Annotated in this window: 21 protein-coding genes; 9 read left to right on the top strand and 12 right to left on the bottom strand. The window is 70.4% G+C overall.

What is annotated here, in order from left to right; translation table 11 throughout:
- Positions 1-14 precede the first annotated feature (14 nt).
- Together ACFQ6S_RS37990 and ACFQ6S_RS37985 are read right to left on the bottom strand one after the other, a co-directional pair.
- Complete coding sequence (locus tag ACFQ6S_RS37990) at positions 15-824, bottom strand: siderophore-interacting protein (RefSeq protein ID WP_383419841.1); 810 nt, start codon at positions 822-824, stop codon at positions 15-17.
- A gap of 114 nt (positions 825-938) precedes the next feature.
- Positions 939-1,985: an ABC transporter substrate-binding protein gene (locus ACFQ6S_RS37985; protein WP_383419839.1), complete on the bottom strand. Its 1,047-nt coding sequence runs from the start codon at positions 1,983-1,985 to the stop codon at positions 939-941.
- Positions 1,986-2,304: 319 nt separating this feature from the next.
- On the opposite strand from ACFQ6S_RS37985, the gene ACFQ6S_RS37980 reads away from it, so the two are divergent.
- A complete protein-coding gene (locus ACFQ6S_RS37980) occupies positions 2,305-2,817 on the top strand; it encodes a hypothetical protein (RefSeq protein ID WP_383419838.1) in 513 nt (170 codons plus the stop codon).
- Between the two features lie 127 nt (positions 2,818-2,944).
- Here the strand turns inward: ACFQ6S_RS37980 and ACFQ6S_RS37975 are convergent, their stop codons facing one another.
- The 4 genes from ACFQ6S_RS37975 to ACFQ6S_RS37960 are packed head-to-tail and all read right to left on the bottom strand — an operon-like array spanning position 2,945 to position 8,600.
- Positions 2,945-4,105, bottom strand: a complete 1,161-nt coding sequence (locus ACFQ6S_RS37975; RefSeq protein WP_383419836.1) for an acyl-CoA dehydrogenase family protein — start codon at positions 4,103-4,105, stop codon at positions 2,945-2,947.
- Between the two features lie 6 nt (positions 4,106-4,111).
- Complete coding sequence (locus ACFQ6S_RS37970; protein WP_383419834.1) at positions 4,112-5,047, bottom strand: hydroxymethylglutaryl-CoA lyase; 936 nt, start codon at positions 5,045-5,047, stop codon at positions 4,112-4,114.
- Positions 5,044-6,972: an acetyl/propionyl/methylcrotonyl-CoA carboxylase subunit alpha gene (locus tag ACFQ6S_RS37965; protein WP_383419832.1), complete on the bottom strand. Its 1,929-nt coding sequence runs from the start codon at positions 6,970-6,972 to the stop codon at positions 5,044-5,046. Before ACFQ6S_RS37965 ends, ACFQ6S_RS37970 begins: the two co-directional genes overlap by 4 nt.
- An 11-nt stretch (positions 6,973-6,983) precedes the next feature.
- Complete coding sequence (locus ACFQ6S_RS37960; protein ID WP_383419830.1) at positions 6,984-8,600, bottom strand: carboxyl transferase domain-containing protein; 1,617 nt, start codon at positions 8,598-8,600, stop codon at positions 6,984-6,986.
- A gap of 95 nt (positions 8,601-8,695) precedes the next feature.
- On the opposite strand from ACFQ6S_RS37960, the gene ACFQ6S_RS37955 reads away from it, so the two are divergent.
- The 5 genes from ACFQ6S_RS37955 (at position 8,696) to ACFQ6S_RS37935 (ending at position 12,830) form a co-directional block, all read left to right on the top strand.
- Complete coding sequence (locus ACFQ6S_RS37955; RefSeq protein ID WP_383419828.1) at positions 8,696-9,313, top strand: TetR/AcrR family transcriptional regulator; 618 nt, start codon at positions 8,696-8,698, stop codon at positions 9,311-9,313.
- Between the two features lie 89 nt (positions 9,314-9,402).
- Positions 9,403-10,083: a DedA family protein gene (locus tag ACFQ6S_RS37950; protein ID WP_383419826.1), complete on the top strand. Its 681-nt coding sequence runs from the start codon at positions 9,403-9,405 to the stop codon at positions 10,081-10,083.
- Positions 10,084-10,114: 31 nt separating this feature from the next.
- Positions 10,115-10,618 (top strand): pyridoxamine 5'-phosphate oxidase family protein, encoded by a 504-nt coding sequence (locus ACFQ6S_RS37945; RefSeq protein WP_383419824.1) that lies wholly within the window; start codon positions 10,115-10,117, stop codon positions 10,616-10,618.
- A 122-nt stretch (positions 10,619-10,740) separates the two neighbouring features.
- A complete protein-coding gene (locus ACFQ6S_RS37940; protein WP_383419822.1) occupies positions 10,741-11,898 on the top strand; it encodes an acyl-CoA dehydrogenase family protein in 1,158 nt (385 codons plus the stop codon).
- A gap of 65 nt (positions 11,899-11,963) precedes the next feature.
- On the top strand, positions 11,964-12,830 hold the full coding sequence (locus tag ACFQ6S_RS37935) for an acyl-CoA thioesterase (protein ID WP_383419820.1): 867 nt from the start codon (positions 11,964-11,966) through the stop codon (positions 12,828-12,830).
- Positions 12,831-12,849: 19 nt separating this feature from the next.
- Here the strand turns inward: ACFQ6S_RS37935 and ACFQ6S_RS37930 are convergent, their stop codons facing one another.
- The 3 genes from ACFQ6S_RS37930 to ACFQ6S_RS37920 all read right to left on the bottom strand — a co-directional run bounded on the left by ACFQ6S_RS37930 (position 12,850) and on the right by ACFQ6S_RS37920 (position 16,588).
- Positions 12,850-14,022: an acyltransferase family protein gene (locus ACFQ6S_RS37930; protein WP_383419819.1), complete on the bottom strand. Its 1,173-nt coding sequence runs from the start codon at positions 14,020-14,022 to the stop codon at positions 12,850-12,852.
- Between the two features lie 152 nt (positions 14,023-14,174).
- Positions 14,175-14,966: a phosphatase gene (locus ACFQ6S_RS37925; RefSeq protein ID WP_383419817.1), complete on the bottom strand. Its 792-nt coding sequence runs from the start codon at positions 14,964-14,966 to the stop codon at positions 14,175-14,177.
- A 74-nt stretch (positions 14,967-15,040) separates the two neighbouring features.
- Positions 15,041-16,588 carry a PucR family transcriptional regulator ligand-binding domain-containing protein gene (locus tag ACFQ6S_RS37920; RefSeq protein WP_383419815.1) on the bottom strand — a complete coding sequence of 516 codons (1,548 nt, stop codon included), beginning with the start codon at positions 16,586-16,588 and terminating at the stop codon, positions 15,041-15,043.
- 190 nt (positions 16,589-16,778) lie between these two features.
- Between ACFQ6S_RS37920 and ACFQ6S_RS37915 the strand changes: the two genes are divergently transcribed.
- Genes ACFQ6S_RS37915 through ACFQ6S_RS37905 form a run of 3 tightly spaced genes read left to right on the top strand, consistent with a single transcriptional unit; the run spans position 16,779 to position 20,961 of the window.
- Positions 16,779-18,239 carry a sodium:solute symporter gene (locus ACFQ6S_RS37915; RefSeq protein ID WP_383419814.1) on the top strand — a complete coding sequence of 487 codons (1,461 nt, stop codon included), beginning with the start codon at positions 16,779-16,781 and terminating at the stop codon, positions 18,237-18,239.
- Between the two features lie 56 nt (positions 18,240-18,295).
- Positions 18,296-19,276 carry an agmatinase gene (gene speB / locus ACFQ6S_RS37910; RefSeq protein ID WP_383419813.1) on the top strand — a complete coding sequence of 327 codons (981 nt, stop codon included), beginning with the start codon at positions 18,296-18,298 and terminating at the stop codon, positions 19,274-19,276.
- A complete protein-coding gene (locus tag ACFQ6S_RS37905) occupies positions 19,273-20,961 on the top strand; it encodes a thiamine pyrophosphate-binding protein (protein ID WP_383419812.1) in 1,689 nt (562 codons plus the stop codon). The genes speB and ACFQ6S_RS37905 overlap by 4 nt, the downstream gene beginning before the upstream one ends.
- On the opposite strand, the gene ACFQ6S_RS37900 is transcribed toward ACFQ6S_RS37905, so the two are convergent.
- The 3 genes from ACFQ6S_RS37900 to ACFQ6S_RS37890 all read right to left on the bottom strand — a co-directional run bounded on the left by ACFQ6S_RS37900 (position 20,951) and on the right by ACFQ6S_RS37890 (position 24,594).
- Positions 20,951-21,205, bottom strand: a complete 255-nt coding sequence (locus tag ACFQ6S_RS37900) for a hypothetical protein (protein WP_383419810.1) — start codon at positions 21,203-21,205, stop codon at positions 20,951-20,953. The two genes, ACFQ6S_RS37905 and ACFQ6S_RS37900, sit on opposite strands and share 11 nt — an antisense overlap.
- A gap of 118 nt (positions 21,206-21,323) precedes the next feature.
- Positions 21,324-22,133 (bottom strand): endonuclease I family protein, encoded by an 810-nt coding sequence (locus tag ACFQ6S_RS37895; protein ID WP_383419809.1) that lies wholly within the window; start codon positions 22,131-22,133, stop codon positions 21,324-21,326.
- A 208-nt stretch (positions 22,134-22,341) separates the two neighbouring features.
- Positions 22,342-24,594, bottom strand: a complete 2,253-nt coding sequence (locus ACFQ6S_RS37890; RefSeq protein WP_383419807.1) for an ArnT family glycosyltransferase — start codon at positions 24,592-24,594, stop codon at positions 22,342-22,344.
- Positions 24,595-24,625: the final 31 nt, after the last annotated feature.

Below are 24,625 nucleotides of genomic sequence, written 5' to 3'. Positions count from 1 at the left end.
GCTCCCAGCGGTAACTACTCGGCGGCGCGCAGCTGTTCCTCGGTCATCCCCTGGCGCCAGTAACCGACGAACGTCACCCGGCGCCGGTCGATCCCGCGCTCACCGACGAAGTGCCGGCGCAACGCCTTCACCCGGCCGGACTCGCCGGCGATCCAGACGTACGGACGCTCGGCGGGCGGGAGTTCGGTGGCGCGGACGGCGTCGAGGCCGTCCTCCTCGACCAGCCAGGTGATCCCGGCGTCGGCCACCGTCACCAGGTCCTGGATGTCCCCGGCATCGTGCACCTCCAGCCAGACCTGTGCGCGAGTGCCGGCCGGCAGGGATTCGAGGATGGCGGAGACGGCGGGTACGGCGGTGTCGTCGCCCCAGATCACCACGAGGTCGGTGTCCTCCGGCGGCCGGAACCGGATCGCCCGGTTCTCGGCGATGGCCGGCCCGAGCAGCAGCACCCGGTCACCGGCGGCGGCACCGGAGGCCCAGCGGGAGGCGGGGCCCGCCGGGGTGTGCAGGACGAAGTCGATGTCGATCTCGTCGGGGTTCCGGCGCAGGGCGCGGAGCGTGTAGGAGCGCATCACGGCCCGTACGTCGTCCGGGAGTTCACGCCAGCCCTGCCACCAGCCGTCGCCGAGTTCGATGGGGACCTGCGGCTCGGTCTGGCCGGGGTGCGGCAGGAACAACGACAGGGACTGGTCACGCCCGTCGGAGTGAAAGGCGTGCAGGTCGGCGCCCGCGAAGGTGACCCGGACCATGGACGGCCCGAGCCGCCTCGTCCGTACGACCTGGAGGGAGAAGAAGCGGAAGGGGGCGGCGACGGCGGTGGTCATGGGGGTAACTCCTGAATCGACGTCAGGGATCCGACCTGCTTTTAGGGGCGCGGGGAACTGCGCGACCAGCCACAACGGACCCGCAGTCGCCCCGCAACCTCAAGGGGCCCTTGTCTAGGCGACCTTCTTGGCCTTCTCGATGGCCTCGGCCAGGCTGGTCAGCAGCGGCGTGCACTTGGCGTAGGAAAGAATCGGCTCGGGCGAACGAGCGATGACCTGACCGGCCTTGACCGCCGGCAGCTTCTTCCAGGTCGCCTCGGTGATGTCGGCCGGCTGGATCGTCGAGGTGCGGTCGTCCATCATGATGATGTCGGCCGGGTACTTGTCGACGTTCTCCCAGCTGAGGCTCTCGAACCAGCCGCCGCCCTCCTTCTTGGCGCTCTCCGGCGGCTCGACGAAGTTCACGCCGAGGGCCTTGAAGTACTCAAGGTCGATGGAGAGGTTGGTGCCGGAGACGTAGAAGATGTCCTGGCTGGCGGAACCGGCCATCACCTTGATCTCGGGGCGGGCCTTGGCGGCCTTGCGCAGGCGCTCGGCGGCGGCCTCGAACTCCTTCTTGGACTGGGCGACCTTGTCGGCCTTCAGGTCGGCGCCGAGGGACTCGGCCAGCTCCCACACCCGCTCCAGCGGCTGGGTCAGCTGACGGTCGTAGACGGAGACGGCCGCGCTCGGGGCGAGCTTGGCGATCTTGTCCTTGGAGGCCTCCGGGACGTACCAGAGGGTGCCGGCGCTGTCGAAGGTCGTGGAGATGAGGACCTCGGGGGCGAACGCCGCGTACTGCTCGACGTTGAACTGGTCCCAGACGTTGCCGAAGACGGTCAGCTTGCTGACGTCCATGTCGCCGGCCTGGACGTCGGCCTTGCCGTCCTGCGTCTTGGTCGGGCCGAAGACGCCCTTGACCTCGATGCCGTAGTCGTACAGGGCGGCCGCGACGCCGACGAAGGCGACGATCTTCGTCGGGACCTTGTCGAGCTTCACGGTGGTGCCGCGGTCGTCCTTGAACGTCCAGGGGCCGGACTTGCCGGCAGTCGTGGCCTCGCCGGAGCCACCGCTTTTCGCGTCATCGTCCCCGCACGCGGCGAGCACGGCGCCGAGTCCGAGGGCACCGCCGGCGGCGAGGATGCCGCGGCGGGTGAGGTGGGTGGCTCTGGCGTTGGGCATGAGTACGCTGCTTTCGAACAGGGCGGATCGCCCGCCGGACAATTCGAAGGTAGGTTAGCCTAACCTGAGCTGATGTCCAGGGGTGGGGGCCCTGTGATCGAAGGCTTAGAGGCTGCTGTGGGTTGGGCTGGTGGGGGTGGCTGGTCGCAACTCCCTTGCAATGGGCGCTTGTTGACGGCCACTCGATAGCTCGGTGAACCGAAGTCTGGGTGCTCAGGGTTGAAGCCGGGCGAGGTGGTTTGCAGCGTCTCGATCACAGTCAGAAGATGTTAGGTGGGGCAGGGCCATGCAATTGGGTGACTTGGACTCCTCTCACCCCGTGGTGACCGGTGCGGGTCTCTTCGGCCTATGGCGTGCGAGCGCCTTCAGTCACGTCAGCGAGTTGGATCAATGGGAGGACGAGGTAGCCGAGGATTCTGCCCTCGAACGACGGATCTCGGACGGCGTATTTGTCCCGATCAATGTTGGCGGCAACGGGGCATTCCAGGTCGCCGTCCGCGGCGTGGCAGCCCCGGGAAGCCTCAGTGAGCGGGAAAGGGCACATCTCCTCGTTTCATCCGAGCCGTATCTTCTTGTCTCGGACGGAGCGCTTGAGCTCGGTGGCCTCGAAGCCGTCGGGAATTACAGCGGCGCCGAAAAGGTGGAGCTATCGCTGGACAGTGGTAGGTACGCCGCAGTCGTTCACCTGGTGGACTGGCAGGCGGAGCCCGGTAGCCAGACAGAGGATGGAGAGCCGTCTGTGGATGCTCTGCCCGATTTCGTCGTGGAAGTCTTCATTCCCCGGGATGGACTGGAATTCCGCACCAAGGTCGAGACATTCGATCGACCCTAGCGCGGTGACTCCGTGAAGAGTCGCCGTCGCTTTCGCGGCGATGGCGACGGCGACTCGGCAGACTTGGGCACCCAGGGCTGTGGGGCTTACCCGGTCTGCAGCGGGAGTTTCCGCCCGACGGCGAGACTCACCCCACCAACCCCAATTCCCGGGCAATCAGCATCCGCTGCACCTCGCTCGTCCCCTCCCCGATCTCCAGGATCTTGGAGTCGCGCCACATGCGGGCGACCGGGTACTCGTTCATGAAGCCGTAGCCGCCGTGGATCTGGGTCGCGTCTCGGGCGTTGTCCACGGCGATGGTCGACGAGTACAGCTTCGCCAGGGCCGCCTCCTTCTTGAAGGGCTCCCCGGAGACCAGGCGCGAGGCCGCGTCGCGCCAGGCGAGGCGGGCCGTGTGGGCCTTCATCTCCATGTCGGCGATCTTGAACTGGATGGCCTGGTTGGCGCCGATGGGGCGGCCGAAGGCCTGGCGTTCCTTGGCGTACTTGACCGACTCGTCCACACAGCCCTGCGCAAGACCAGTAGCGAGTGCCGCGATGGCGATCCGGCCCTCGTCCAGGATGCGCAGGAACTGCGCGTACCCGCGGCCCTGCTCGCCCAAGAGGTTGGCCGCCGGGACGCGGACGTCCTGGAAGGACAGCTCACGCGTGTCCGAGGCGTTCCAGCCGACCTTGGAGTACGGCGCCGCGACCGTGAAGCCCGGGGTGCCGGACGGGACGATGATCGACGAGATGAGCGGCTTGCCGTCCGGCTTGCGGCCGGTCACCGCGGTGACCGTGACCAGGCTCGTGATGTCCGTGCCGGAGTTGGTGATGAAGCACTTGGTGCCGTTGATCACCCACTCGTTCGTCGACTCGTCGAGGCGGGCCGTGGTGCGCGTCGCGCCCGCGTCCGATCCGCCGTCGGGCTCCGTCAGGCCGAAGGCGCCCAGGATCTCGCCGGCGCAGAGACGCGGCAGCCACTCGCGCTTCTGTGCCTCCGTGCCGAAGAGATGGATCGGCATCGCGCCCAGGGAGACACCGGCCTCCAGCGTGATGGCGACCGAGGAGTCGACGCGCGCCAACTCCTCCAGCGCCACGCCGAGCGCCAGATAGTCGCCGCCCATGCCGCCGTACTCCTCGGGGAACGGCAGTCCGAACAGGCCCATGCGGCCCATCTCCCGGACGATCTCGTACGGGAACTCGTGACGCTCGTAGAAGTCGCCGATCTTCGGCGCCACGACGTCGTGGGCGAACTCCTCCACCGTGCGGCGGAGATCCTCCAGTTCGGGGGAGAGACGGTGGTCCATGGCTGTTCACTGCTCCTTGTGGGAGAGGGCTCGTACGGTGCGGGACGGGCTGGGTCGGCCCAGTTGTTCGGCCATCCACGCGCTCGTGGCGACGAGACGGTCGAGGTCGACTCCGGTGTCGATGCCGAGGCCCCGCAGCATCCACACGAGGTCTTCCGTGGCGAGGTTTCCGGTGGCGGACTTGGCATAGGGGCAGCCGCCCAGGCCGCCGGCGGAGGCGTCGATCGTGGTGACGCCGTGTTCCAGGGCGGCGTAGGTGTTGGCCAGTGCCTGGCCGTAGGTGTCGTGGAAGTGCACGCCGATGACGTTCGTCGGCACCCCCTCCTCGTTGAGGAGGGAGAGGAGCTCGAGGACGTGGCCCGGGGTCGCGACGCCGATGGTGTCGCCGAGGCTCAGCTCGTCACAGCCCATCGCGACCAACGCCTTGCAGACCCGGACGACCTGGTGGAGAGGGACCGCGCCCTCCCACGGGTCGCCGAAGCACATGGAGACATAGCCGCGGACATGAAGGTCCTCGTCCTTCGCCCGCTTCACCACCGGCTCGAAGACCGCCAGTGACTCGTCCAGACTCCGGTTGAGGTTGGCCTTCGCGAAGGACTCCGTGGCACTGGCGAAGACGGCGACCCGGCGGGCGCCGAGGGCCAGGGCGCGGTCCAGGCCGCGGTTGTTGGGGACCAGGACGGGCAGGTGCACACCGGGCAGACCGGCGACGAGCGGGAACAGCTGCTCGGCGTCGGCGAGTTGGGGCACCCACTTCGGGTGCACGAAGCTCGTCGCCTCGATCGTCGTCAGCCCCGCGTCGGCGAGCCGGCGGACGAACTCCGCCTTGACCTCGGTCGGCACGGTCGACTTCTCGTTCTGCAGGCCGTCGCGCGCGCCGACCTCGTGGATGCGGACCCGGGCGGGCAGGTCCGTGGCCGGTACCGTCATGGGCAGCGTCATGAGTCCTCCTCCTCCGGGGTGATGACCGCCAGGACCTGGTCCATGGCGACCGTCGTACCGGGGGTGACGTCGAGTTCGGCGACCGTGCCGGCGTGCGGGGCGGAGATGACGTGCTCCATCTTCATCGCCTCCACAACCAACAGGCTCTGTCCGGCGGTCACTTCGTCGCCCACGGCGACCTTCACCACCGTCACCGTCCCCGGCATGGGCGCGGTGAGCGAGTCGGCGCCCGCGTGGGCGGCCCCGGTGAGCGAGGCGGCCACCGGGTCGTGGTCGCGTACGTGCCAGGCGTCGCCGTCGCGGCCCAGCCAGTCGGCGGCGCGGTGGAAGGTGTGGCGGACGCCGTCGAGGGTGACGGCCACCTGGTCGTCCGTGACGGTGTGGGTGCCGCGCGGGGCGTGCTCCACGGGGTCGCCGATCCGCAGCGGGAAGCCGACGGGCCTGGGCTCGCCGCCCAGCCGCCAGCCGCTCGGCACGGAGAACGGATCGGTCCACCCCGCCCCACGAGGCCGCAGGGCGTCCAGCCGTACGGCCGCCGCCGCCTCGTACACCTCTTCCGGTACGTCGGTGGGGACCAGGTCGTCCACCGCGCGCTCGACGAGCCCCGTGTCCAGCTCGCCCGCCACGACCGACGGATGCGCGAGCAGCCGCCGCAGGAACCCGGCGTTGGTCTGCACGCCCAGCGTGACCGTCTCCGCGAGAGCCGCCCGGAGCTTCCTGAGCGCGGTCGCGCGGTCGGGGCCGTACGCGATCACCTTGGACAGCATCGGGTCGTACAGGCTGCCGACCTCCGTGCCCTCGCTGAGCCCGGAGTCGGTACGGATGCCGTCGCCCTGTGGCTCGCGGAGCCTGAGGACGGTGCCGCCGGAGGGCAGGAACCCGCGCGCGGGGTCCTCGGCGCAGATACGGGCCTCGACGGCGTGCCCGGTCAGCCGGATCTCGTCCTGTGTGAACGGCAGTCGCTCACCCGCCGCCACCCGCAGCTGCCACTCCACCAGGTCGAGGCCGGTGACGAGTTCGGTGACCGGGTGCTCCACCTGGAGGCGGGTGTTCATCTCCATGAAGTAGTACGACGACGGATCGCCGCCCGGCACGATGAACTCCACCGTGCCCGCGCCCCGGTAGCCGCACGAGCGCGCCGCCTGCACGGCCGCCTCGCCCATCGCGGCCCGGGTCTCCTCATCGAGCAGCACACTCGGTGCCTCCTCGATGATCTTCTGGTGCCGCCGCTGCAACGAGCACTCGCGCTCGCCCAGGTGCAGCACCTGGCCGTGGCCGTCGGCCAGGACCTGGATCTCGATGTGCCGGGGGCGGTCGATCCACCGCTCGACGAGGAGGGTGTCGTCGCCGAAGGAGGCGCGGGCCTCACGGCGGGCGGCGGCGATCTCGTCCGCCAGTTGCGTCTCGTCCCGCACCAGCCGCATGCCCTTGCCGCCACCGCCGGCGGAGGGCTTGAGCAGTACGGGCATGCCGATCTCACGGGCGGCGTCGGCGAGTTCGGCGTCCGTCAGGCCGCTGCCGCTGGAGCCGGGCACGACCGGCACGCCGGCCGCCTTCACCGTCTCCTTGGCGCGGATCTTGTCGCCCATGAGGGAAATGGCGTCCGCGGGCGGCCCGATGAAGACGAGCCCCGCGTCGGCGCACGCGCGCGCGAAGGCGGCGTTCTCCGCGAGGAAGCCGTATCCGGGGTGCACCGCCTGGGCGCCGGAGCGGGCCGCCGCCTGAAGGATGCGCTCGACCGACAGATAGCTCTCGGCGGCCGCCGCCGGACCGAGCCGTACCGCTGTGTCGGCCTCCCGGACGTGCCGTGCGTCCGCGTCCGCGTCCGAGAAGACGGCCACCGAGCGCACGCCCATCGTGCGCAGGGTCCGGATCACGCGGACGGCGATCTCACCCCGGTTGGCCACAAGTACCGTGTCGAACATGGGTCCCCTCATCACATCCGGAAGACGCCGAACTGGGGGTCGCCCAGTGGCGCGTTGGCGCAGGCGGTCAGGGCCAGTCCCAGTACCTGGCGGGTCTCCAGGGGGTCGATGACCCCGTCGTCCCACAGGCGGGCCGTCGCGTAGTAGGCGTTCCCCTGGCGCTCGTACTGCGCGCGGATCGGGTCCTTGAAGGTTTCTTCGTCCTGCGCGGGCCAGTCCTCACCGCGCGCCTCCAACTGGTCCCGCTTGACGGTCGCGAGGACCGAGGCGGCCTGTTCGCCGCCCATGACGGAGATCTTGGCGTTGGGCCACATCCACAGGAAGCGGGGCGAGTACGCCCGCCCGCACATCGAGTAGTTGCCCGCGCCGTACGAACCGCCGACCACGACCGTCAGCTTCGGCACGCGTGTGCAGGCGACCGCCGTCACCATCTTGGCGCCGTGCTTGGCGATGCCGCCGGCCTCGTAGTCCTTGCCGACCATGAACCCGGAGATGTTCTGCAGGAACACCAGGGGGATCCCGCGCTGGTCGCACAGCTCGATGAAGTGGGCGCCCTTCTGGGCGGACTCGGAGAACAGGATGCCGTTGTTGGCGACGATGCCGACCGGGTGGCCGTGGATCCGGGCGAAGCCGGTGACCAGGGTCTGCCCGAACTCGGCCTTGAACTCCGCGAAACGGGAGCCGTCGGCCACGCGCGCGATGATCTCGCGTACGTCGTAGGGGGTGCGGGAGTCGACGGGGACGGCGCCGTAGAGGCCGTAGGGGTCGACCTTCGGCTCGGCGGCGGCGGTGACCTCCCACGGGAGCGCTCCGCGCGCGGGGAGGGTGGCGACGATGTTCCGGACGATCCGCAGCGCGTGGGCGTCGTCCTCGGCGAGATGGTCTGTCACGCCCGACACCCGCGAGTGGACCTCGCCGCCGCCGAGCTCCTCCGCGGTGACGACCTCGCCCGTGGCGGCCTTCACCAGCGGGGGACCGCCGAGGAAGATCGTGCCCTGGTTGCGGACGATGACGGCCTCGTCGCTCATGGCGGGGACATAGGCGCCGCCCGCGGTGCAGGAGCCGAGGACGGCGGCGATCTGCGGGATGCCGGCGCCCGACATACGGGCCTGGTTGTAGAAGATCCGCCCGAAGTGCTCCCGGTCGGGGAAGACCTCGTCCTGCATCGGCAGGAAGGCGCCGCCCGAGTCGACCAGATACAGACACGGCAGCCGGTTCTCCAAGGCCACCTCCTGCGCGCGCAGGTGCTTCTTCACGGTCATCGGGTAGTACGTGCCGCCCTTGACGGTGGCGTCATTGGCGACGATCACGCACTCGCGCCCGCTGACCCGCCCGATCCCGGCGATGACGCCGGCGGCCGGTGCCTGGTCGTCGTACATCCCGTCGGCGGCGAGGGGAGCGAGCTCCAGGAAGGGCGATCCGGGGTCGAGGAGGGTGTCCACCCGGTCGCGCGGCAGCAGCTTGCCGCGCGCGGTGTGCCGGGCGCGGGCCTTCTCGCCGCCGCCGAGCCGGGCCGCGGCGAGCTTGCCGCGCAGCTCCTCGCCGAGCGCCCGATGGCCCTCCTCGTTGGCCCGAAAGGCCTCCGACGCGGGATCTGCCGCGCTGTGAAGCTCCGGTGCCTCATGCATCCTGCGGTCCCCTCACCCAGTGATCGACTGTTAATGAGCGTTAACCATTTCCTTCAGGTTAACGACCGCTAACCTCCCTGTCTAGAATTGCTTTCATGGCCACCAGAACCGACGCCCCGACCCGCCGCGAACAGATCCTCAAGGAAGCCGCGCGGCTCTTCGCCGAGCGCGGCTTCCACGGCGTCGGTGTCGACGAGATAGGCGCCGCCGTGGGCATCAGCGGCCCCGGTCTCTACCGGCACTTCGCCGGCAAGGACGCGATGCTCGCGGAGCTGCTGGTCGGCATCAGCGGACAGCTGCTGACGGGCGCGAAGCTGCGCCTCGCTGAGGCCGACGGGGTGCCGGCCGAGGCGGTCCTCGACTCCCTCATCGAGGGCCACATCGACTTCGCCCTCGACGACCGTCCCCTCATCACCCTGCACGACCGTGAGCTGGACCGCCTGCGCGACAGCGACCGCAAGCTCGTACGGCAGCTGCAGCGGCAGTACGTCGAGCTGTGGGTGGAGGTGGTGCGCGAGGTGTACCCGGAGCTGACCGAACCGACGGCCCGCTCGGCGGTGCACTCGGTGTTCGGGCTGCTGAACTCGACGCCGCATCTGGGGCGGCCGGGGTCGCTGCCGGGGCGGGGTGTCACGGCGGTGCTGCTGCACCGGATGGCCCGGGGGGCGTTCGCGGCGGCCGGGGCGGAGGGAGCCGTACGCCGGGCGGAGTGAGCCGTACGCCGGGCCGCGACGCGTCGGGCCGGCCGGTTCTGCGGTCTTCCTCATGCCGCCTTTAGGTCAAGACTTCGTAAAGTGGCAGTGTGATCATTGCTGCTGCGTCCGAAGCGCCGGTCGGTGGAGTCGCCGGCTGGGCCGCCGACCTCATGGAGACGCTGGGCGGCCCGGGCGCCGGGCTGGCCATCGCCCTGGAGAACCTCTTTCCGCCGCTGCCCAGCGAGGTGATCCTGCCGCTGGCGGGGTTCACGGCGAGCCAGGGCCGGATGGACGTGGTCGCCGCCGTGGCCTGGACGACGGCGGGCTCGGTGGTGGGTGCGCTGATCCTGTATCTGCTCGGCGCGCTCTTCGGCCGGGAGCGGCTGATCGCGGTGGCGGCACGGCTGCCGCTGGTGAAGATCGCCGACGTGGAGCGCACCGAGGCGTGGTTCGTCCGGCACGGCACCAAGGCCGTGTTCTTCGGCCGCTTCGTGCCCGTCTTCCGCAGCCTGATCTCGATACCGGCCGGAGTCGAACGCATGCGGCTCCCCCTGTTCCTCGCCCTCACCACGGCGGGCAGCCTCATCTGGAACACCGCGTTCATCGCGGGCGGCTACGCCCTCGGCGCGCGCTGGCACGAGGTCACCGACCTGGTGGGCCTCTACTCCAAGGTGATCGTGGCCGTCGTGGCCGTGGCGGCCCTGGCCTTCGTGGGTGTACGGCTGCGGCGGGCGGGGCGCGGGACACGGCGGCGTACGGCGGGGGCCGGTTCCGCGAGGCGCCCCTAGAGTGGTCACCCCTGCGGAACGAGGGGGACGTATGACCGGGGAGACCGACGGCACCCGCAGCGCGGCGCGGGAGATCATCGACGGCAACATGTACATGGTGCTGGCCACCGTGGGCGCCGACGGCGCCCCCTGGGCCGCGCCGCTGTTCTACTCCACCGAGGACGGCCGCGACTTCTACTGGGTCTCGTCCCCCGAGGTCACGCACTCCCGCAACCTCGCCCATGAGCCCCGCGTCGGCATCGTCATCCACGACTCCCGTGCACCGGTCGGCACGGCCGCCCCGCGTGCGCTGTACATGACCGCCACCGCGACGGAGCTGGACGGGGCGCAGGCGCTGGAGGGGCTGCGGGTCATCCCGGCCCCCGCAGGCCGGGGCGGACGGGCGATCGCTCCGGACGAGGTGCGCCCGCCGGCGCCCTGGCGGGTGTACCGGGCGCGGGTGTCCGCGTACTCGATGATCTGCCCGCGCGACGGAGGCCGGCCGTGCGCCGAGCACGGTCTGGACCACGAGCACCGGGCGGATGTACGGCTCTGAGGGCTCCCGGGAGTGAGGAGCGTGACGAGCGTTACGGGGTGGACCCCCTGGACGGTTCTTCGTACTCGCCGGTACGGTTGAGTGAGCAAGCGCTTAGACATGTACCGGTGGAGGTGGACGGCGTGCGCCGTACGGTGTTCAACGAGGATCACGAGGCGTTCCGGGAGACCATCCGCGCCTTCATCGAGGCCGAGGTCGTCCCGGTCTACGACGAGTGGTTCGCGGCGGGCCAGGCGCCCCGCGACTTCTACTACAAGCTCGCCGAGCTCGGCGTCTTCGGCATCCGCGTCGACGAGGAGTACGGCGGCGCCGGCATCGAGTCGTACAAGTTCGAGGCCGTGATGTACGAGGAGACGTCCCGCGCGGGCGTCCAGTTCGGCGGCTCCGGCGTGCACGTGCTGCTCGGCCTGCCGTACATCAAGATGCTCGCCAGCGACGAGCAGAAGAAGCGGTTCCTGCCGAAGTTCGTCTCCGGTGAGGAGATGTGGGCGCTGGCGATGACCGAGCCGGGCACCGGCTCCGACCTCGCGGGCATGAAGACCACCGCCAAGCTCTCCGAGGACGGCACGCACTACGTCCTCAACGGCGCCAAGACCTTCATCACCGGCGGCGTGCACGCCGACCGTGTGATCGTCTGCGCCCGCACCGACGCGCCCAGCGCCGAGGACCGCCGCCACGGCATCTCGCTGTTCGCCGTGGACACCAAGTCCGAGGGCTACTCCGTAGGCCGCAAGCTCGACAAGCTCGGCCTGAAGACCTCCGACACCGCCGAGCTGGCGTTCGTCGATGTGAAGGTCCCGGTCGAGGACCTCCTCGGCGAGGAGAACAAGGGCTTCTACTACCTCGGCCACAACCTCGCCTCCGAGCGCTGGGGCATCGCCTTCGGCGCCTACGCGCAGGCCAAGGCGGCCGTCCGGTTCGCCAAGGAGTACGTCCAGGAGCGCACCGTCTTCGGCAAGACCGTCGCCTCCTTCCAGAACACCAAGTTCGAGCTGGCCGCCTGCCAGGCCGAGGTCGACGCGGCCGAGGCCGTCGCCGACCGCACGCTGGAGGCCCTGGACGCCGGCGAGCTGACGCCCGCCGAGGCCGCCTCCGCGAAGCTCTTCTGCACGGAGGTCGCGCACCGCGTGATCGACCGCTGCCTCCAGCTGCACGGCGGCTACGGGTTCATGAACGAGTACCCGATCGCCCGCCTGTACGCGGACAACCGCGTCAACCGCATCTACGGCGGCACCAGCGAGATCATGAAGTCGATCATCGCCAAGGACATGGGTCTGTAGGCCATGGTTCTGTAGGGAATGGGCCGGTAAGGCCTCTGCAATCACCTGCCAGTAGAAAAGGTGCCATGAACGAGGCACTACAGGGTCTCCTCGATCTGCTCGACCTGGAGCAGATCGAGGTGGACATCTTCCGCGGCCAGTCCCGCTCCGCCGTCGTCCCCCGCGTCTTCGGCGGTCAGGTCGCGGCCCAGGCGCTCGTCGCCGCCGGCCGCACGGTGCCCGCGGACCGGCCCGCCCACTCCCTCCATGCGTACTTCCTGCGCATGGGGGACCCGGGCGCGCCCATCGTCTACAACGTCGACCGGATGCGCGACGGCCGCTCCTTCACCACCCGCCGGGTGGTCGCCGTCCAGCACGGCAAGCCGATCTTCGCGCTGTCGGCGTCCTTCCAGACGTACGAGGAGGGCCTGGACCACCAGGCCCCGATGCCGCCCGCGCCCGACCCGGAGTCGCTGCCCACCTCCGAGGAGCGGCTGCGCGGCTACGACCACCTCGACCCGGCGGTCGTCGAACGGTTCCTGGAGGCACGCCAGGCGGTCGACCTGCGCTATGTCGACGAGCCGCCGTACGGAAGGTTCGGTGAGCCCCGCGAACCGCACTCCCAGGTCTGGTTCCGCACCAACGGCAAGCTCGCCGACGACCCGTTGCTGCACGTCGTACTCGCCACCTACGTCTCCGACATGACCCTGCTCGACTCGGTCCTGCTCGCGCACGGCCGGGGCGGCTGGGCCGTCGGCGACGTGGTCGGTGCCTCGCTGGACCACGCGATGTGGTTCCACCGGCCCTTCCGGGCGGACGAGTGGCTGCTGTACGACCAGGAGTCGCCGTCGGCGTACGGCGGACGCGGGCTCGGACAGGCCCGTATCCACACCCAGGACGGGCGGCTGGCGGTGTCGGTGATCCAGGAGGGCGTGGTCCGCGTCCCGCGCTGACGGCCGGTGACCCGGCGGATCACCCGCGGGTCGCGTTCCGCAGCCGCGCGAAGGACGTGTCCAGCCCCCGCTTCAGCAGCCCTGCCGCCGGACGCTCCACGCACCGGTGGACCAGCCAGCTCAGCACCAGGAACCCGGCGATCACCACGGCGATCAGCAGCCGGGGGTCCATGGTGTCCCGCAGCCGGTTGATCAGCGTCGTACCGGCGAGGTAGTGCGTCAGATAGAGCGGATACGTCAGTGCTCCCGCGGTGACCAGCCACTTCCAGCGGACGCGGTCCGTGAAGCCCAGCGCGACGGCGACCATGAACAGCAGGAACACCGTGTAGATGAGCGCGCTGCCGCGCCAGCCGGAGACGTGCTCGACGGACTCGATACGGCGCCCGATCTCCACCTGCGCCATCAGCCACGACATGGTCAGCATGCCCCACAGCAGCAGGTCCTGGCCGAACCTGTACATCAGGTAGAGCACCAGCCCGGCGATGAAGAACCAGGCGGCGACCGGGTTGACGATCAGGATCATCAGGCGGAGCTCGGAGATCGGCGCGAGCATCGCGGCGGTGCCCCACACACAGCAGAACACCACGACCCTTCGGTACGTGAGCCCCATCGCGACGACCACCAGGAAGAGCAGGTAGAAGCGCAGCTCAGTCCACAGGGTCCAGTAGACGCCGTCGACGTGCGGCGAGGCCGAACCGGACTGCAGCATCGTGAGGTTGAGCAGGATGTCCCGCAGCCGCAGCCGCTCCCACACCCCCGGCAGGGCCACGATGACGGCCGTGGTGAAGGCGATGGCGAACCAGTACGCCGGGTAGAGCCGGATCACCCGGGAGACGAAGAACTGCCGTGGAGTGCGGCCCCAGCACGACATGCAGATCACGAAGCCGCTGATCACGAAGAAGATCTCGACGCCGATCCAGCCGTAGGCCGAGAAGCGGAACACCGTGGGCATGATCTCGGACACCGGCCGGCCCCAGACCGGGTTGCCCGGCTGGTCGAGACGGTCGGTGCCGGCGAAGTGGTGCACGGCCACCAGCACGGCGGCGAGCAATCGGACGCCGTCGATGACGTACAGCCGGCGTCCCTCCCGTGCGGGTCGCGTCTCCGCGAGCGGGGGAAGCGGCTGCGAGGGCACGCGCACCGCGCCCGACGCCCGCAGCAGGGCCGTACGTCCGATATCAAGTTCGCGCATCAGCAACATCCGTTCCCCTGAGAAACTCCGTCACTTCTGTTTCCGGTTGAACAGACAGAGACGTGTCTCAGGGGGATGTGTGCAGGGACGCGACCTCCACGAAGAAATCCCGCAGCGTTCGCCGAGATTTCAACGCGGCCGAGTACAACCCCCTACTCGACCAGGCCCGCTTCACTCAGCAGATACGCCGTCATCGGGTCGTAGTGGCGCGGGCTGACGACGTGGTCGTCCAGCGGCACCACCACCTGCACCGTCCCCTCCGCCTCCGCGAGGAACAGCGCCGGGTCGTTGCAGTCGGCGTAGCCGACGGAGTCGATCCCGTGCTGCCCGGCGTATCCGGCCCAGCCGTGGTCGGCCACGACCAGGTCCGGCAGCGGACGTCCCTCGCGCTCGAGTCCCCTGAGGATGGCCTTCATCGGCTCCCCGGAATGGGTGTGCCAGAGGGTGGCGCCGTGTTCGAGGACCGCGACGTCCGCGAACTGCATGACGTAACCCTCGTCGGTCTGGAGGCCCTCCGGGATCACGACGATCTCGCAGCCCGCGGTGCGCAGCGCGTCCGCCGTCGCGCGGTGGACGTCGAGCAGACCGCCCGGGTGGCCGGTCGCGAACAGGACCCGCTGGCCGCCGTCCGCCGCCTTGCGCAGCCGGGCCGCCATGCGCTCCAGCGCGGCCACCGTCAGCTCGGGGTCGATCGTGTCCTGGCCGTGGCGGTGCTCCGCGTCGTCGTTCACTCCGACGCGTTCCGCCATCACCGCGAGGACGTCCTGCTCGTCGGTCCAGCGGTCGCCGAGCTCCAGGCCGAGCCAGTAGTGGCGGTCGCCGTTCGCCAGCTTGCGGTAGTGGGAGAGGTTGTTCTCGCGGGGAGTGGCGACGTCACCCGCGATACGGGTTCTGACCAGATGGTCGACGAGCTCGGCGCGGCTGGGTGTCCCGGGTATCGGCATGGTTCCCATTGTGAGGCAGACAACTGTCGGAACGACCGAGTCCGGGGCGCGTGCGACGCGGGTCACTGTACGGATCATGACTCGATGCGGCGCAGGGCGAACCACAGCTCCATCCGTACGTCCGGGTCGTCCAGGTCCGTGCCGAGCAGCGCCGCACAGCGGGCGATCCGCTGGCGGACGGTGTTGCGGTGGACGGAGAGGGCCCCCGCGGTGCGGTCCCAGCTGCCGTGCAGGGAGAGCCAGCTGCGCAGGGTCTCCGTGAGGGGCGTGGCGAGGGGCGCGAGCAGGGTGCGGGCGTGGGTGTCGGCCTCGTCGGGGGAGAGCAGGTCGGTGAGGGCGGGCCGATGGGTGCCGTGCCGGTACAGCGGGGTGCGGGTCGCTCGCGCCCGGGACAGGGCACGGGCCGCCTGGGCGTCGGCCGAGGGCCAGTCCCGGGCGGTCGCGGCGGCGCTGACGCCCAGGGTCCAGCCCGGCTGCGGGGACGGTTCGCGGTCCGCCGGGACGAGGACGCGTACCACGTCCTGCGCCAGGTCGACCAGCGGGGAGCCGAGCGCGGCGCCCAGCGCGGAGGCGGCCACGGGGTCGCAGGGCTGTGCGTCGGGGCTGCCGTGCACCACGAGCCAGCCGCCGCCGCCCAGCAGCGGGGCCACCGCTTCCGGCTCGGCGCCCAGCAGCAGCCGTACGAGCGCCGAGGAGCGGTCCGCGCCCGAGCCGCTCTGATGCTCGCCGGTGAGCAGGGAGAGCAGTACGGCGGCGACGGAGGCGATGGTGTGGTCGCCGGGGTCCCGGCGCGGCGCGGCGACCCCGAGTACGAAACCCTGACCGGCTCCGAGGGCGTAGGCGGCGAGATGGGTGCCTGCGGCCGTGTCGGCTGCGGACGTGGGCGTCCCCGGCCCCGAGGGCCGCACGACTTCAGCGAGCGCGGCGAGCGACGCGCGGACGGGATCCTGTGATCCGTGCCCTGCCGCTCGGTCCTGTCCCGGCGATCCGCTCGCCGTGTCCTGCGGGCCGCGTCCCACCGGCCCACCCCGTGGACCTCGTCCCGCCGAAGCGACCTCCGCTCCCTCCGGGCCGTACAGCACCGCCCAACCCTCCACCCGCTGGGCCAGCTGCCGCAGCACCGCGCGCACCGGGTCCGGGCGGGAGGCCGCCGCCGCCAGGCCCTGCTGGGCCTCCGTCACGCGGCGCAGTTCGGCATGGCGGGCCTGGGCCATGAGCTGCCAGACGGCGCGGGCCACGCCGGAGAAGGTGGTCTGCGGCGGGACCTCCAGCAAGGGCAGCCGGTAGCTGTCGCATGCCTCCACCAGGGCGCGCGGCACGGTGTCGTGCACGGGTGCGAGGCCGAAGCCGAGGGCGGCGCCGCCCGCCGCGACGATCCGCGACACGTAGTCGTCGAAGTAGGTCCCCGACCCCGCCGCCTCGGGGATGTGCACCCCGGCCGACAGCAGCAGCTCGCCGCCCAGCAGATAGGGGTACGGATCGGCCATCTCCGAGGTGTGGGCCCAGTGGATCACGGTGTCCGTGTCCGTCGGCCCGGCGATCTGGCGCAGGCCAAGGTCCTCGCGGGCCAGCAGCGCCGAGAGCGGTACCGGCGGAGTGGGCGGAACGGCGGGGTCCGGCATTGGATGTTTCCTACACTCGCGCAGTTTCAGATGGATGAAACGTACACTTCGCAGTCACTTTCCGGCCACCTACTGTCGTTCCAGACCGGCAGCCGCGGGTACGGGCGGATGTCCCCGCGAGCCGCTGCCGAACGTCCCCACCCCCCATTTGCACGACACGCCACCGGGATGTGCGCAAAGGAGGCCCCACATGGCCGTCGACTACACAGTCATCGTCGTCTATCTGGCCGGCATGCTGGCCATGGGCTGGTGGGGCATGCGCCGCGCCAAGTCCAAGAGCGAGTTCCTGGTCGCGGGCCGCCGGCTCGGCCCGACCATGTACTCCGGCACCATGGCCGCGATCGTCCTCGGCGGCGCGTCCACCATCGGCGGCGTCGGGCTCGGCTACCAGTACGGGCTCTCGGGCGCCTGGATGGTGTTCACCATCGGCCTCGGGCTCCTCGCCCTCTCCGTCTTCTTCTCCGCCCGCATCGCCCGCCTGAAGGTCTACACCGTCTCCGAGATGCTCGACCTCCGCTACGGCGGCCGGGCCGGCGTCATCTCGGGTCTCGTGATGTGGGCGTACACCCTCATGCTCGCCGTCACGTCGACCATCGCGTACGCCACGATCTTCGACGTCCTCTTCGACATGAACCGCACCGTCGCGATCGTCCTCGGCGGCTCGATCGTCGTCGCCTACTCGACGCTCGGCGGCATGTGGTCGATCACCCTCACCGACATGGTGCAGTTCGTGGTGAAGACCATCGGCGTGCTGCTTCTGCTGCTGCCCATCGCCGTCGTCAAGGCCGGCGGGTTCAGCGAGATGAAGGCCAAGCTGCCGACCGAGTACTTCGACCCGCTGGGCATCGGCGGCGAGACGATCTTCACCTACGTGCTGATCTACACCTTCGGCATGCTGATCGGGCAGGACATCTGGCAGCGCGTCTTCACCGCCCGCAGCGACAAGACCGCCAAGTGGGGCGGCACCGTCGCCGGCACCTACTGTCTCGTCTACGCCCTCGCCGGCGCCGTCATCGGCACCGCGGCCAAGGTGCTCTACCCCAAGCTCGGCAGCCCGGACGACGCCTTCGCGACCATCGTCAAGGACGAACTCCCCGTCGGAGTCAGAGGGTTGGTGCTGGCCGCCGCGCTCGCCGCCGTGATGTCCACCTCCTCCGGCGCGCTCATCGCCTGCGCGACCGTCGCCAACAACGACATCTGGTCACGTCTGCGCGGCGCGGTCCGCCCGGACGAGGAAGCGCACGACGAGGTGAAGGGCAACCGCGCCTTCATCCTCATCATGGGCCTCGCCGTGATCGGTACGGCCATCGCGCTCAACAACGTCGTCGAGGCGCTGACCGTCGCCTACAACCTCCTGGTCGGCGGACTGCTCGTACCGATCCTCGGCGGTCTGCTGTGGCGGCGCGGCACCGCGCAGGGCGCGCTCGCCTCGGTCGTGGTCGGCGGCGTCGCGGTGATCACCCTGATGGCGACCCACGGCATCCTGGCCAACGAACCGGTCTACTACGGCCTGCTGTCTTCCCTCGCCGCGTACATCGCCGTCTCCTTGATGACGAAGCCCACCGACGCGGCCGTGCTCGCCGCCTGGCGTGAGCGCCTTGCCGGGCGGGATCCCGAACTCGTGTCCGAACCGGTGCCGGCTCACCAGTAGAGTCGTAGGCATATATCCGCATACGCGATGAAGCGTAGGAAAGAAGGCATTTCCTCATGAGCAGCAACGAGACGCCCCGCGGCCCCGTCGACTCCTCCCGCATCCCGCGGTACGCGGGCCCCGCGACCTTCGCCCGGCTCCCGCGCCTCGACGAGGTCGGCCGCACCGACGTCGCCGTGGTCGGTGTGCCGTTCGACTCGGGCGTCTCGTACCGGCCGGGCGCCCGCTTCGGCGGCAACGCCATCCGCGAGGCGTCCCGGCTGCTGCGCCCGTACAACCCGGCGCAGGACGCGTCCCCGTTCGCGCTGGCGCAGGTCGCGGACGGCGGCGACATCGCGGTGAACCCCTTCAACATCAACGAGGCCGTCGAGACCGTCGAGGCCGCCGCCGACGAGCTGCTCGGCACCGGCGCCCGTCTGATGACCCTGGGCGGCGACCACACCATCGCGCTGCCGCTGCTGCGCTCGGTCGCCAAGAAGCACGGCCCCGTAGCCCTGCTCCACTTCGACGCCCACCTCGACACCTGGGACACCTACTTCGGCGCCGAGTACACCCACGGCACGCCCTTCCGGCGCGCGGTGGAGGAGGGCATCCTCGACACCGAGGCGCTCTCCCACGTCGGCATCCGCGGCCCGCTGTACGGCAAGCAGGACCTGACCGACGACGAGAAGATGGGCTTCGGCATCGTCACCTCCGCGGACGTCTACCGCCGCGGCGCCGACGAGGTCGCCGACCAGCTGCGCCAGCGCATCGGCGACCGTCCGCTGTACATCTCGATCGACATCGACTGCCTCGACCCGGCCCACGCGCCCGGCACCGGCACCCCCGAGGCCGGCGGCATGACCTCACGCGAACTGCTGGAGATCCTGCGGGGCCTCGCGTCCTGCAACCTGGTCTCGGCCGACGTCGTCGAGGTGGCGCCCGCGTACGATCACGCCGAGATCACGTCGGTGGCCGCGTCCCACACGGCGTACGAACTGACCACGATCATGTCCCGCCAGATCGCGGCGGCCAGGAAGGACCCGGAAGCCAAGTGACTCACGACCACGACCTGGTGCTCCGCCCGACGGAGGAGCAGATTGCCGCGGCACTGAATCCGCCCGCCGGCCGCAACGGCGGGGACCTGGTCGTGGAGACGCTGGCGGCGCTCGGCACGACGACGGTCTTCGGTCTCCCCGGCCAGCACGCCCTGGGTATGTTCGACGCCCTGCGCCGCAGCGATCTGCGCTACATCGGCCTGCGGGTGGAGAACAACGCCGGGTTCGCCGCGGACGCGTACGGCCGGATGACCGGCGAGGCGGCCCCGCTGCTGCTGTCGACCGGGCCGGGCGCGCTCACCTCACTGGCCGCGCTCCAGGAGGCGGCCGCGGCGAGCGCCCCCGTGCTGGCGATCAGCAGCCAGATCCCGACGGCGGGCCTGGGCGGCGGCCGGCACGGCTATCTGCACGAACTCCCCGACCAGGCGGCCTCGTTCCGTGGCGTGGTGAAGTCGGTCCACACGGTCCGCACCCAGTCCCAGATCCCGTCCGCGATCGAGGCGGCCTGGAAGTCGGCGCTCACGGCCCCGCACGGGCCCGTGTGGGTGGAGATCCCGCAGGACGTGCTGCTGGCCGGGACCTCGATCCCCGTCGTGACGGGCGGCGACGCGTTCCCGGAGGAACTGCCCCCGCGCCCCGAACTGACGGCCGTGGCCGCCGACCTGCTGTCGAAGGCGGCCCGTCCGGCGATCATCGCGGGCGGGGGAGTGGTACGGGCGGACGCGAGCGGCAAGCTGCGGCAGCTCGCGGAGCTGATCCAGGCCCCGGTGGTCGCCACCCCCGGCGGCAAGGGGGCGTTCCCGTGGCAGCACCCGCTCTCGCTCCAGTCATGGATCGAGGACCGCCACACGACGGACTTCCTGGAGGACGCGGACGTCCTGCTGGTGGTGGGTTCGGGACTGGGTGAACTGTCCTCCAATTACCACACGTTCAAGCCGCGCGGCCGGGTCGTCCAGATCGAGGCCGACCTCGGCAAGCTGGAGTCCAACCACCCGGCGCTGGGCATCCACGCGGACGCGCGGCTCGCGCTGCAGGCGCTGCTGGAGACGGTGTCCGAGCGCACGGATCCCACCGCGCCCGAGCGCGTGGCGACGGTCCTCGCGAAGGTCGCCGACCGCATCAACGCCCAGGAACTCACCCTGGAACAGCAGGTCCTGGCGTCCGTACGCCGTGCCCTGCCCGCCGACTCGCCGTCCTTCTGGGACATGACGATCCTGGCCTACTGGGCCTGGTCGGCCTTCGACGCCAAGGGCCCCAACCACATGCACTCCGCCCAGGGCGCCGGCGGCCTCGGCTACGGCTTCCCGGCGGCGCTCGGCGGCGCGGCGGCGGATCCGACCCGCCCGGTCCTCGCGGTGTCCGGCGACGGAGGCGCCCTGTACTCGATCGCCGAGCTCGCCACGGCCCGCCAGTACGACCTCAACGTCACCTGGCTCATCGTCGACGATGGCGGCTACGGCATCCTGCGCGAGTACATGACCGACGCCTTCGGCGAGGCGACGGCCACCGAGCTGAACCGGCCGGACTATGTGGCCCTGGCCGAGTCCTTCGACGTCCCCGGGGTCCGTACGACCCCGGAGACACTGGAGACCGACCTGACGAAGGCGCTTCAGACGCCTGGGCCTTCGGTGGTCGTCCTCCCGGCGGTGCTACGGATGTTCGCGCCGACGCACCTCACGGCGTGACGGCCGGCTCAGGGGCCTGGTCACGCGTGACGTAGATGTGGTCGCGGTTGTCGCAGGCGTCGTCCACCGCGGGGCCGGTCCACGGAGCGGCCAGCGGAATGAGTGCGAGTGCCTCCCTGCAGAGGCCTGGGGCGGAGTAGCCGGCGATCTTGATACGGCCCCGGTCGCCGTCGTCGGCGTGGGCCGGGGCGGCGAGTACGAGGGCTGCCATGGCGAGCGCGGCGAGCGCGCTGATCTTCTTCATGGTCGGGTCAACGGCATGAGATCGCCGCAGGTCATTCCGCTGTACAGGTGGTGACCGAGCGCGCCAGGGGCCGACGAGGCCTCTGGCGCGTCACGGCGGCTGAACAGGGCCCGGTGGCCTACCAGATCGCCTCGACCCACTCCGGGTGGTCGATGAACGGGTTGCGGTTGTGCTGGTAGGTGTCGTAGATGGCCTGGTTGCGCTTCTCCTCGAAGGCGCTCGGCGGGTCCTGCTCGTTCCACGCCTTGAGGACGGAGAGCTTGCCCATGTACGGGTTGCTGCCGTTGCCCACCTTCTCGTTGGGCTCCAGGTCGGCGAAGCCGTCGCCACCGTCGTAGCGCACGGCCATGTAGAGGATCATGCGGGCCACGTCGCCCTTGTCGGCGGCGCGCGGCTCGAAGGAGTCGGAGTCGACCTTGCTGCCGCCGCCGTTGGTGACGGTGCTGCCGCCGTTGTCGAAGTCCAGGTTGCCGCGGATGCTGTTGACCTGGACATCGGCCGGGCGCAGGTGGTGCAGGTCGGTTCCGGGGCCGGTCGCCTCGCCGAAGTCGCCGTGGGACTTGGCCCAGGTGTGCTCGCGGTTCCAGTCGCCGACGTCACCGCCGTTGAGGGACTTGCTGCGGGAGACACCGCTGTACAGCAGGATCACGTTGTTGCTGTTGTTCGGGTCCTGGTCGGTGACCTTCAGCGCGTTCCAGACCGCGGAGTACGAGATCTTGGTCTGGCTGCTGATGATCGTGTGCAGGGACGACTTCAGACTCGCGCCCGTCTTGCCGACCGCGTTCTTGTAGTACGTCGAGTCGTAGTCGGTCGTCGTGGCGGAGGCCGAAGTCGCCGTCAGGGCGGGGGTGGTGAGGCCGACCAGGACGGCGGCCGTCGTCAGCGCCACCGACTTCCAGCGGCGGTGGCGTATATGTGTCGCCGGCATGTGGGGTTCCCATCTACGCGGGGATCTACGCGGGTTGAATGGAGGCGGCAAACGGGAGCGTGGCATGGACATGCGGTGGTGTCGAGGGCTTGCACGTGTCCATTGGGTGACGTGAAGCGGCAAATCCGGCCAGGTCTACGCGAGTTGAAGCGACGAAAACGGCCTCCGGTGGTGTGCCGGAGGCCGTTGAGCGTGGAGTCGGCCGGGGTCAGCCGATGTCGGAGCGGTCCAGGCGGTAGAGGGTGGACTGGCTGCTCTGGGAGGAGGAGTCCGAGGTCGAGCCGGCCGTGCCGCCGTACTCGCTGTCCTTCACCGCCGTCCCGTTCTTCTGCACCCACTCGGTGACCTCGGTGCTGACACCGCTGCCGCCGCCGGGGCCGCCGCCCATGCCCCCGCCGCCGACCTGGATGTAGTGCAGCTCGCCCTTCTTCACCAGTTCCTTGAGCCTGGCCAGGGTCATCGCCTTGTCGGAGCCGGACCAGCCCCACATGGAGATCACCGGCTCACCGCTGCTGAGGATCAGCTGGGCCGCACTCTGCGAACTCGACACCGCGAGCAGCCACTTGGCGCCGTCCTGGTGCTTCTTGAGATAGGCGACCAGCTCGCCGCTCGCGCCGCCGCCCATGCCGCCGGGCCGGCCGCCGTTGTCGGTGCCCGTGCCGCCGGGGGCCGTACCGCTGTTCCCGGTGCCGTTGGGCGGCGTACCGCCCATGTCACCCATGTCACCGGCGCCGCCGGGAACCTGCCCGCCCTGTCCGTCCTGCTGCTGACCGCCGGGGAAGCCGCCGCCCTGCTGACCGTTCTGGCCGTTCTGACCGCCGGCCTGGCCGTTCTGACCGCCGGCCTGGCCGTTCTGACCGCCGGCCTGGCCGTTCTGGCCGCCGTCGAAGCCGCCCCGGCCACCACCCCCGGGGCCACCGCCCCCACCGGGCCCGCCGCCGAAGCCGCTGCCCGTCGAGGGCCCGGCCGTCGGGTTGGTACCGCCCATGCCGCCGCCCGAACCGGACGGCACCGACCAGGAGTACGCCGCCGGGCCCGCCACCGCCGCGACGACCGCCGCGGCCACGGATGCCGCAAGGAGCCGTATCCGCATCCCCGACGCGGAGCGGAAGACCAGCAGCCCCACGATCGCCAGCGCCATGACGACGGCGATCGCCGGCCACAGCCAGGTGTTCCAGCCGGAGGCCCGCCTCAGCAGTACGACGGCCCAGACGGCCGTGACCGCCAGTCCCGTCGGCAGCACCCACGCCCACCGCCTGTCGGCGCGGAACGCACGCAGCAGCATCGCGCCGCCGCCTCCGCACAGGGCCGCGATGCCCGGGGCGAGGGCGGTCGTATAGTACGGGTGCATCGTGCCCTCGGCCATGGCGAAGGTCAGATAGTGCAGCGCCGTCCAGCCGCCCCACAGCAGCAGCGCGGCGCGGGTGAGGTCGGTGCGCGGGGCGCGGCCGCACAGGACGAGGCCGCCGACGCACGCGATCGCGGCGAAGGGGATGAGCCAGGAGATCTGGCCGCCGAGGATGTCGTTGAACAGTCGGCCGAGCCCGGCGGCCCCCGAGAAGCCGCCGCCTCCGCCCCCGCCGCCTCCGCCGTTGCCCTCGCCGCCGAGGATCCGGCCGAAGCCGTTGTAGCCCATGATCAGGTCCCAGGCCGTGCCGTCCGTCGAACCGCCGATGTACGGGCGGTCGTCGGCCGGCACGAGTGAGACCGCCGCAGCCCACCAGAAGCTGGAGACGGCCAGGGCGACGGCCGCGATCAGGAGGTTGACGATCCGCTTCACCAGCTTCGGCTTCGCGGCGTACAGGTAGACCGCGAAGACGGCGGGCAGGGCGATGTAACCCTGGAGCATCTTCGTGTTGAACGCGAGACCGAAGCAGACCGCGGAGCCGACCAGCGGCAGCAGCCTGCCGTTGTGGACGGCACGCAGCGCGAGTGCCGCGCCGCCGGCCATCAGGAGGACCAGCAGGGTGTCGGGGTTGTTGTCCCGGTTGATGGCGACCGTGATCGGCGTCAGGGCCAGGACCAGCGCGGCCACCGTCGCCGCGCCGTGGCCCCACACCCGCTTCACCGAGGCGTGCACGATCCAGATCGTCGCCAGCGCGACCAGGACCATCGGCAGCATCATCTGCCAGGTGCCGTAGCCGAAGACGCGGCAGGACAGGCCCATGACCATCAGAGCGAACGGCGGCTTGTCGACGGTGAGGAAGTTGCCCGCGTCCAGCGAGCCGAAGAAGAACGCCTTCCAGCTCTGTGTGCCGCTCAGTACGGCCGCGCTGTAGAAGCTGTTGAGGCCGGATCCGGAGAGGTTCCAGGAGTACAGCACCGCCGCCAGGATCAGGATCGCGATCAGCGCGGGGAGCGACCAGCCCGGTGCCCTGTCCGGGGGCGCCACGGGTGGGGCCGGCGGGGGCACGTCGGGGGTCACGGTGGTGTGGGGGTGGGGATCGGTGGCTGATGTCACCAGAGCATCGTGTGCGGCGGGAGTGGGTGCG

This window comes from Streptomyces sp. NPDC056479, from assembly GCF_042795335.1.
Lineage (GTDB): Bacteria > Actinomycetota > Actinomycetes > Streptomycetales > Streptomycetaceae > Streptomyces.
This window is presented reverse-complemented; position numbering and strand designations above follow the sequence as displayed.

What these genes read in the sequence shown, in the direction of transcription:
- ACFQ6S_RS37990 (WP_383419841.1), bottom strand. Translation starts at nt 824, where the DNA reads ATGACCACCGCCGTCGCCGCCCCCTTCCGCTTCTTCTCCCTCCAGGTC.
- ACFQ6S_RS37985 (WP_383419839.1), bottom strand. Translation starts at nt 1,985, where the DNA reads ATGCCCAACGCCAGAGCCACCCACCTCACCCGCCGCGGCATCCTCGCC.
- ACFQ6S_RS37975 (WP_383419836.1), bottom strand. Translation starts at nt 4,105, where the DNA reads ATGGACCACCGTCTCTCCCCCGAACTGGAGGATCTCCGCCGCACGGTG.
- ACFQ6S_RS37970 (WP_383419834.1), bottom strand. Translation starts at nt 5,047, where the DNA reads ATGACGCTGCCCATGACGGTACCGGCCACGGACCTGCCCGCCCGGGTC.
- ACFQ6S_RS37965 (WP_383419832.1), bottom strand. Translation starts at nt 6,972, where the DNA reads ATGTTCGACACGGTACTTGTGGCCAACCGGGGTGAGATCGCCGTCCGC.
- ACFQ6S_RS37960 (WP_383419830.1), bottom strand. Translation starts at nt 8,600, where the DNA reads ATGCATGAGGCACCGGAGCTTCACAGCGCGGCAGATCCCGCGTCGGAG.
- ACFQ6S_RS37955 (WP_383419828.1), top strand. Translation starts at nt 8,696, where the DNA reads ATGGCCACCAGAACCGACGCCCCGACCCGCCGCGAACAGATCCTCAAG.
- ACFQ6S_RS37945 (WP_383419824.1), top strand. Translation starts at nt 10,115, where the DNA reads ATGACCGGGGAGACCGACGGCACCCGCAGCGCGGCGCGGGAGATCATC.
- ACFQ6S_RS37935 (WP_383419820.1), top strand. Translation starts at nt 11,964, where the DNA reads ATGAACGAGGCACTACAGGGTCTCCTCGATCTGCTCGACCTGGAGCAG.
- ACFQ6S_RS37930 (WP_383419819.1), bottom strand. Translation starts at nt 14,022, where the DNA reads ATGCGCGAACTTGATATCGGACGTACGGCCCTGCTGCGGGCGTCGGGC.
- ACFQ6S_RS37925 (WP_383419817.1), bottom strand. Translation starts at nt 14,966, where the DNA reads ATGCCGATACCCGGGACACCCAGCCGCGCCGAGCTCGTCGACCATCTG.
- ACFQ6S_RS37920 (WP_383419815.1), bottom strand. Translation starts at nt 16,588, where the DNA reads ATGCCGGACCCCGCCGTTCCGCCCACTCCGCCGGTACCGCTCTCGGCG.
- ACFQ6S_RS37915 (WP_383419814.1), top strand. Translation starts at nt 16,779, where the DNA reads ATGGCCGTCGACTACACAGTCATCGTCGTCTATCTGGCCGGCATGCTG.
- speB (WP_383419813.1), top strand. Translation starts at nt 18,296, where the DNA reads ATGAGCAGCAACGAGACGCCCCGCGGCCCCGTCGACTCCTCCCGCATC.
- ACFQ6S_RS37900 (WP_383419810.1), bottom strand. Translation starts at nt 21,205, where the DNA reads ATGAAGAAGATCAGCGCGCTCGCCGCGCTCGCCATGGCAGCCCTCGTA.
- ACFQ6S_RS37895 (WP_383419809.1), bottom strand. Translation starts at nt 22,133, where the DNA reads ATGCCGGCGACACATATACGCCACCGCCGCTGGAAGTCGGTGGCGCTG.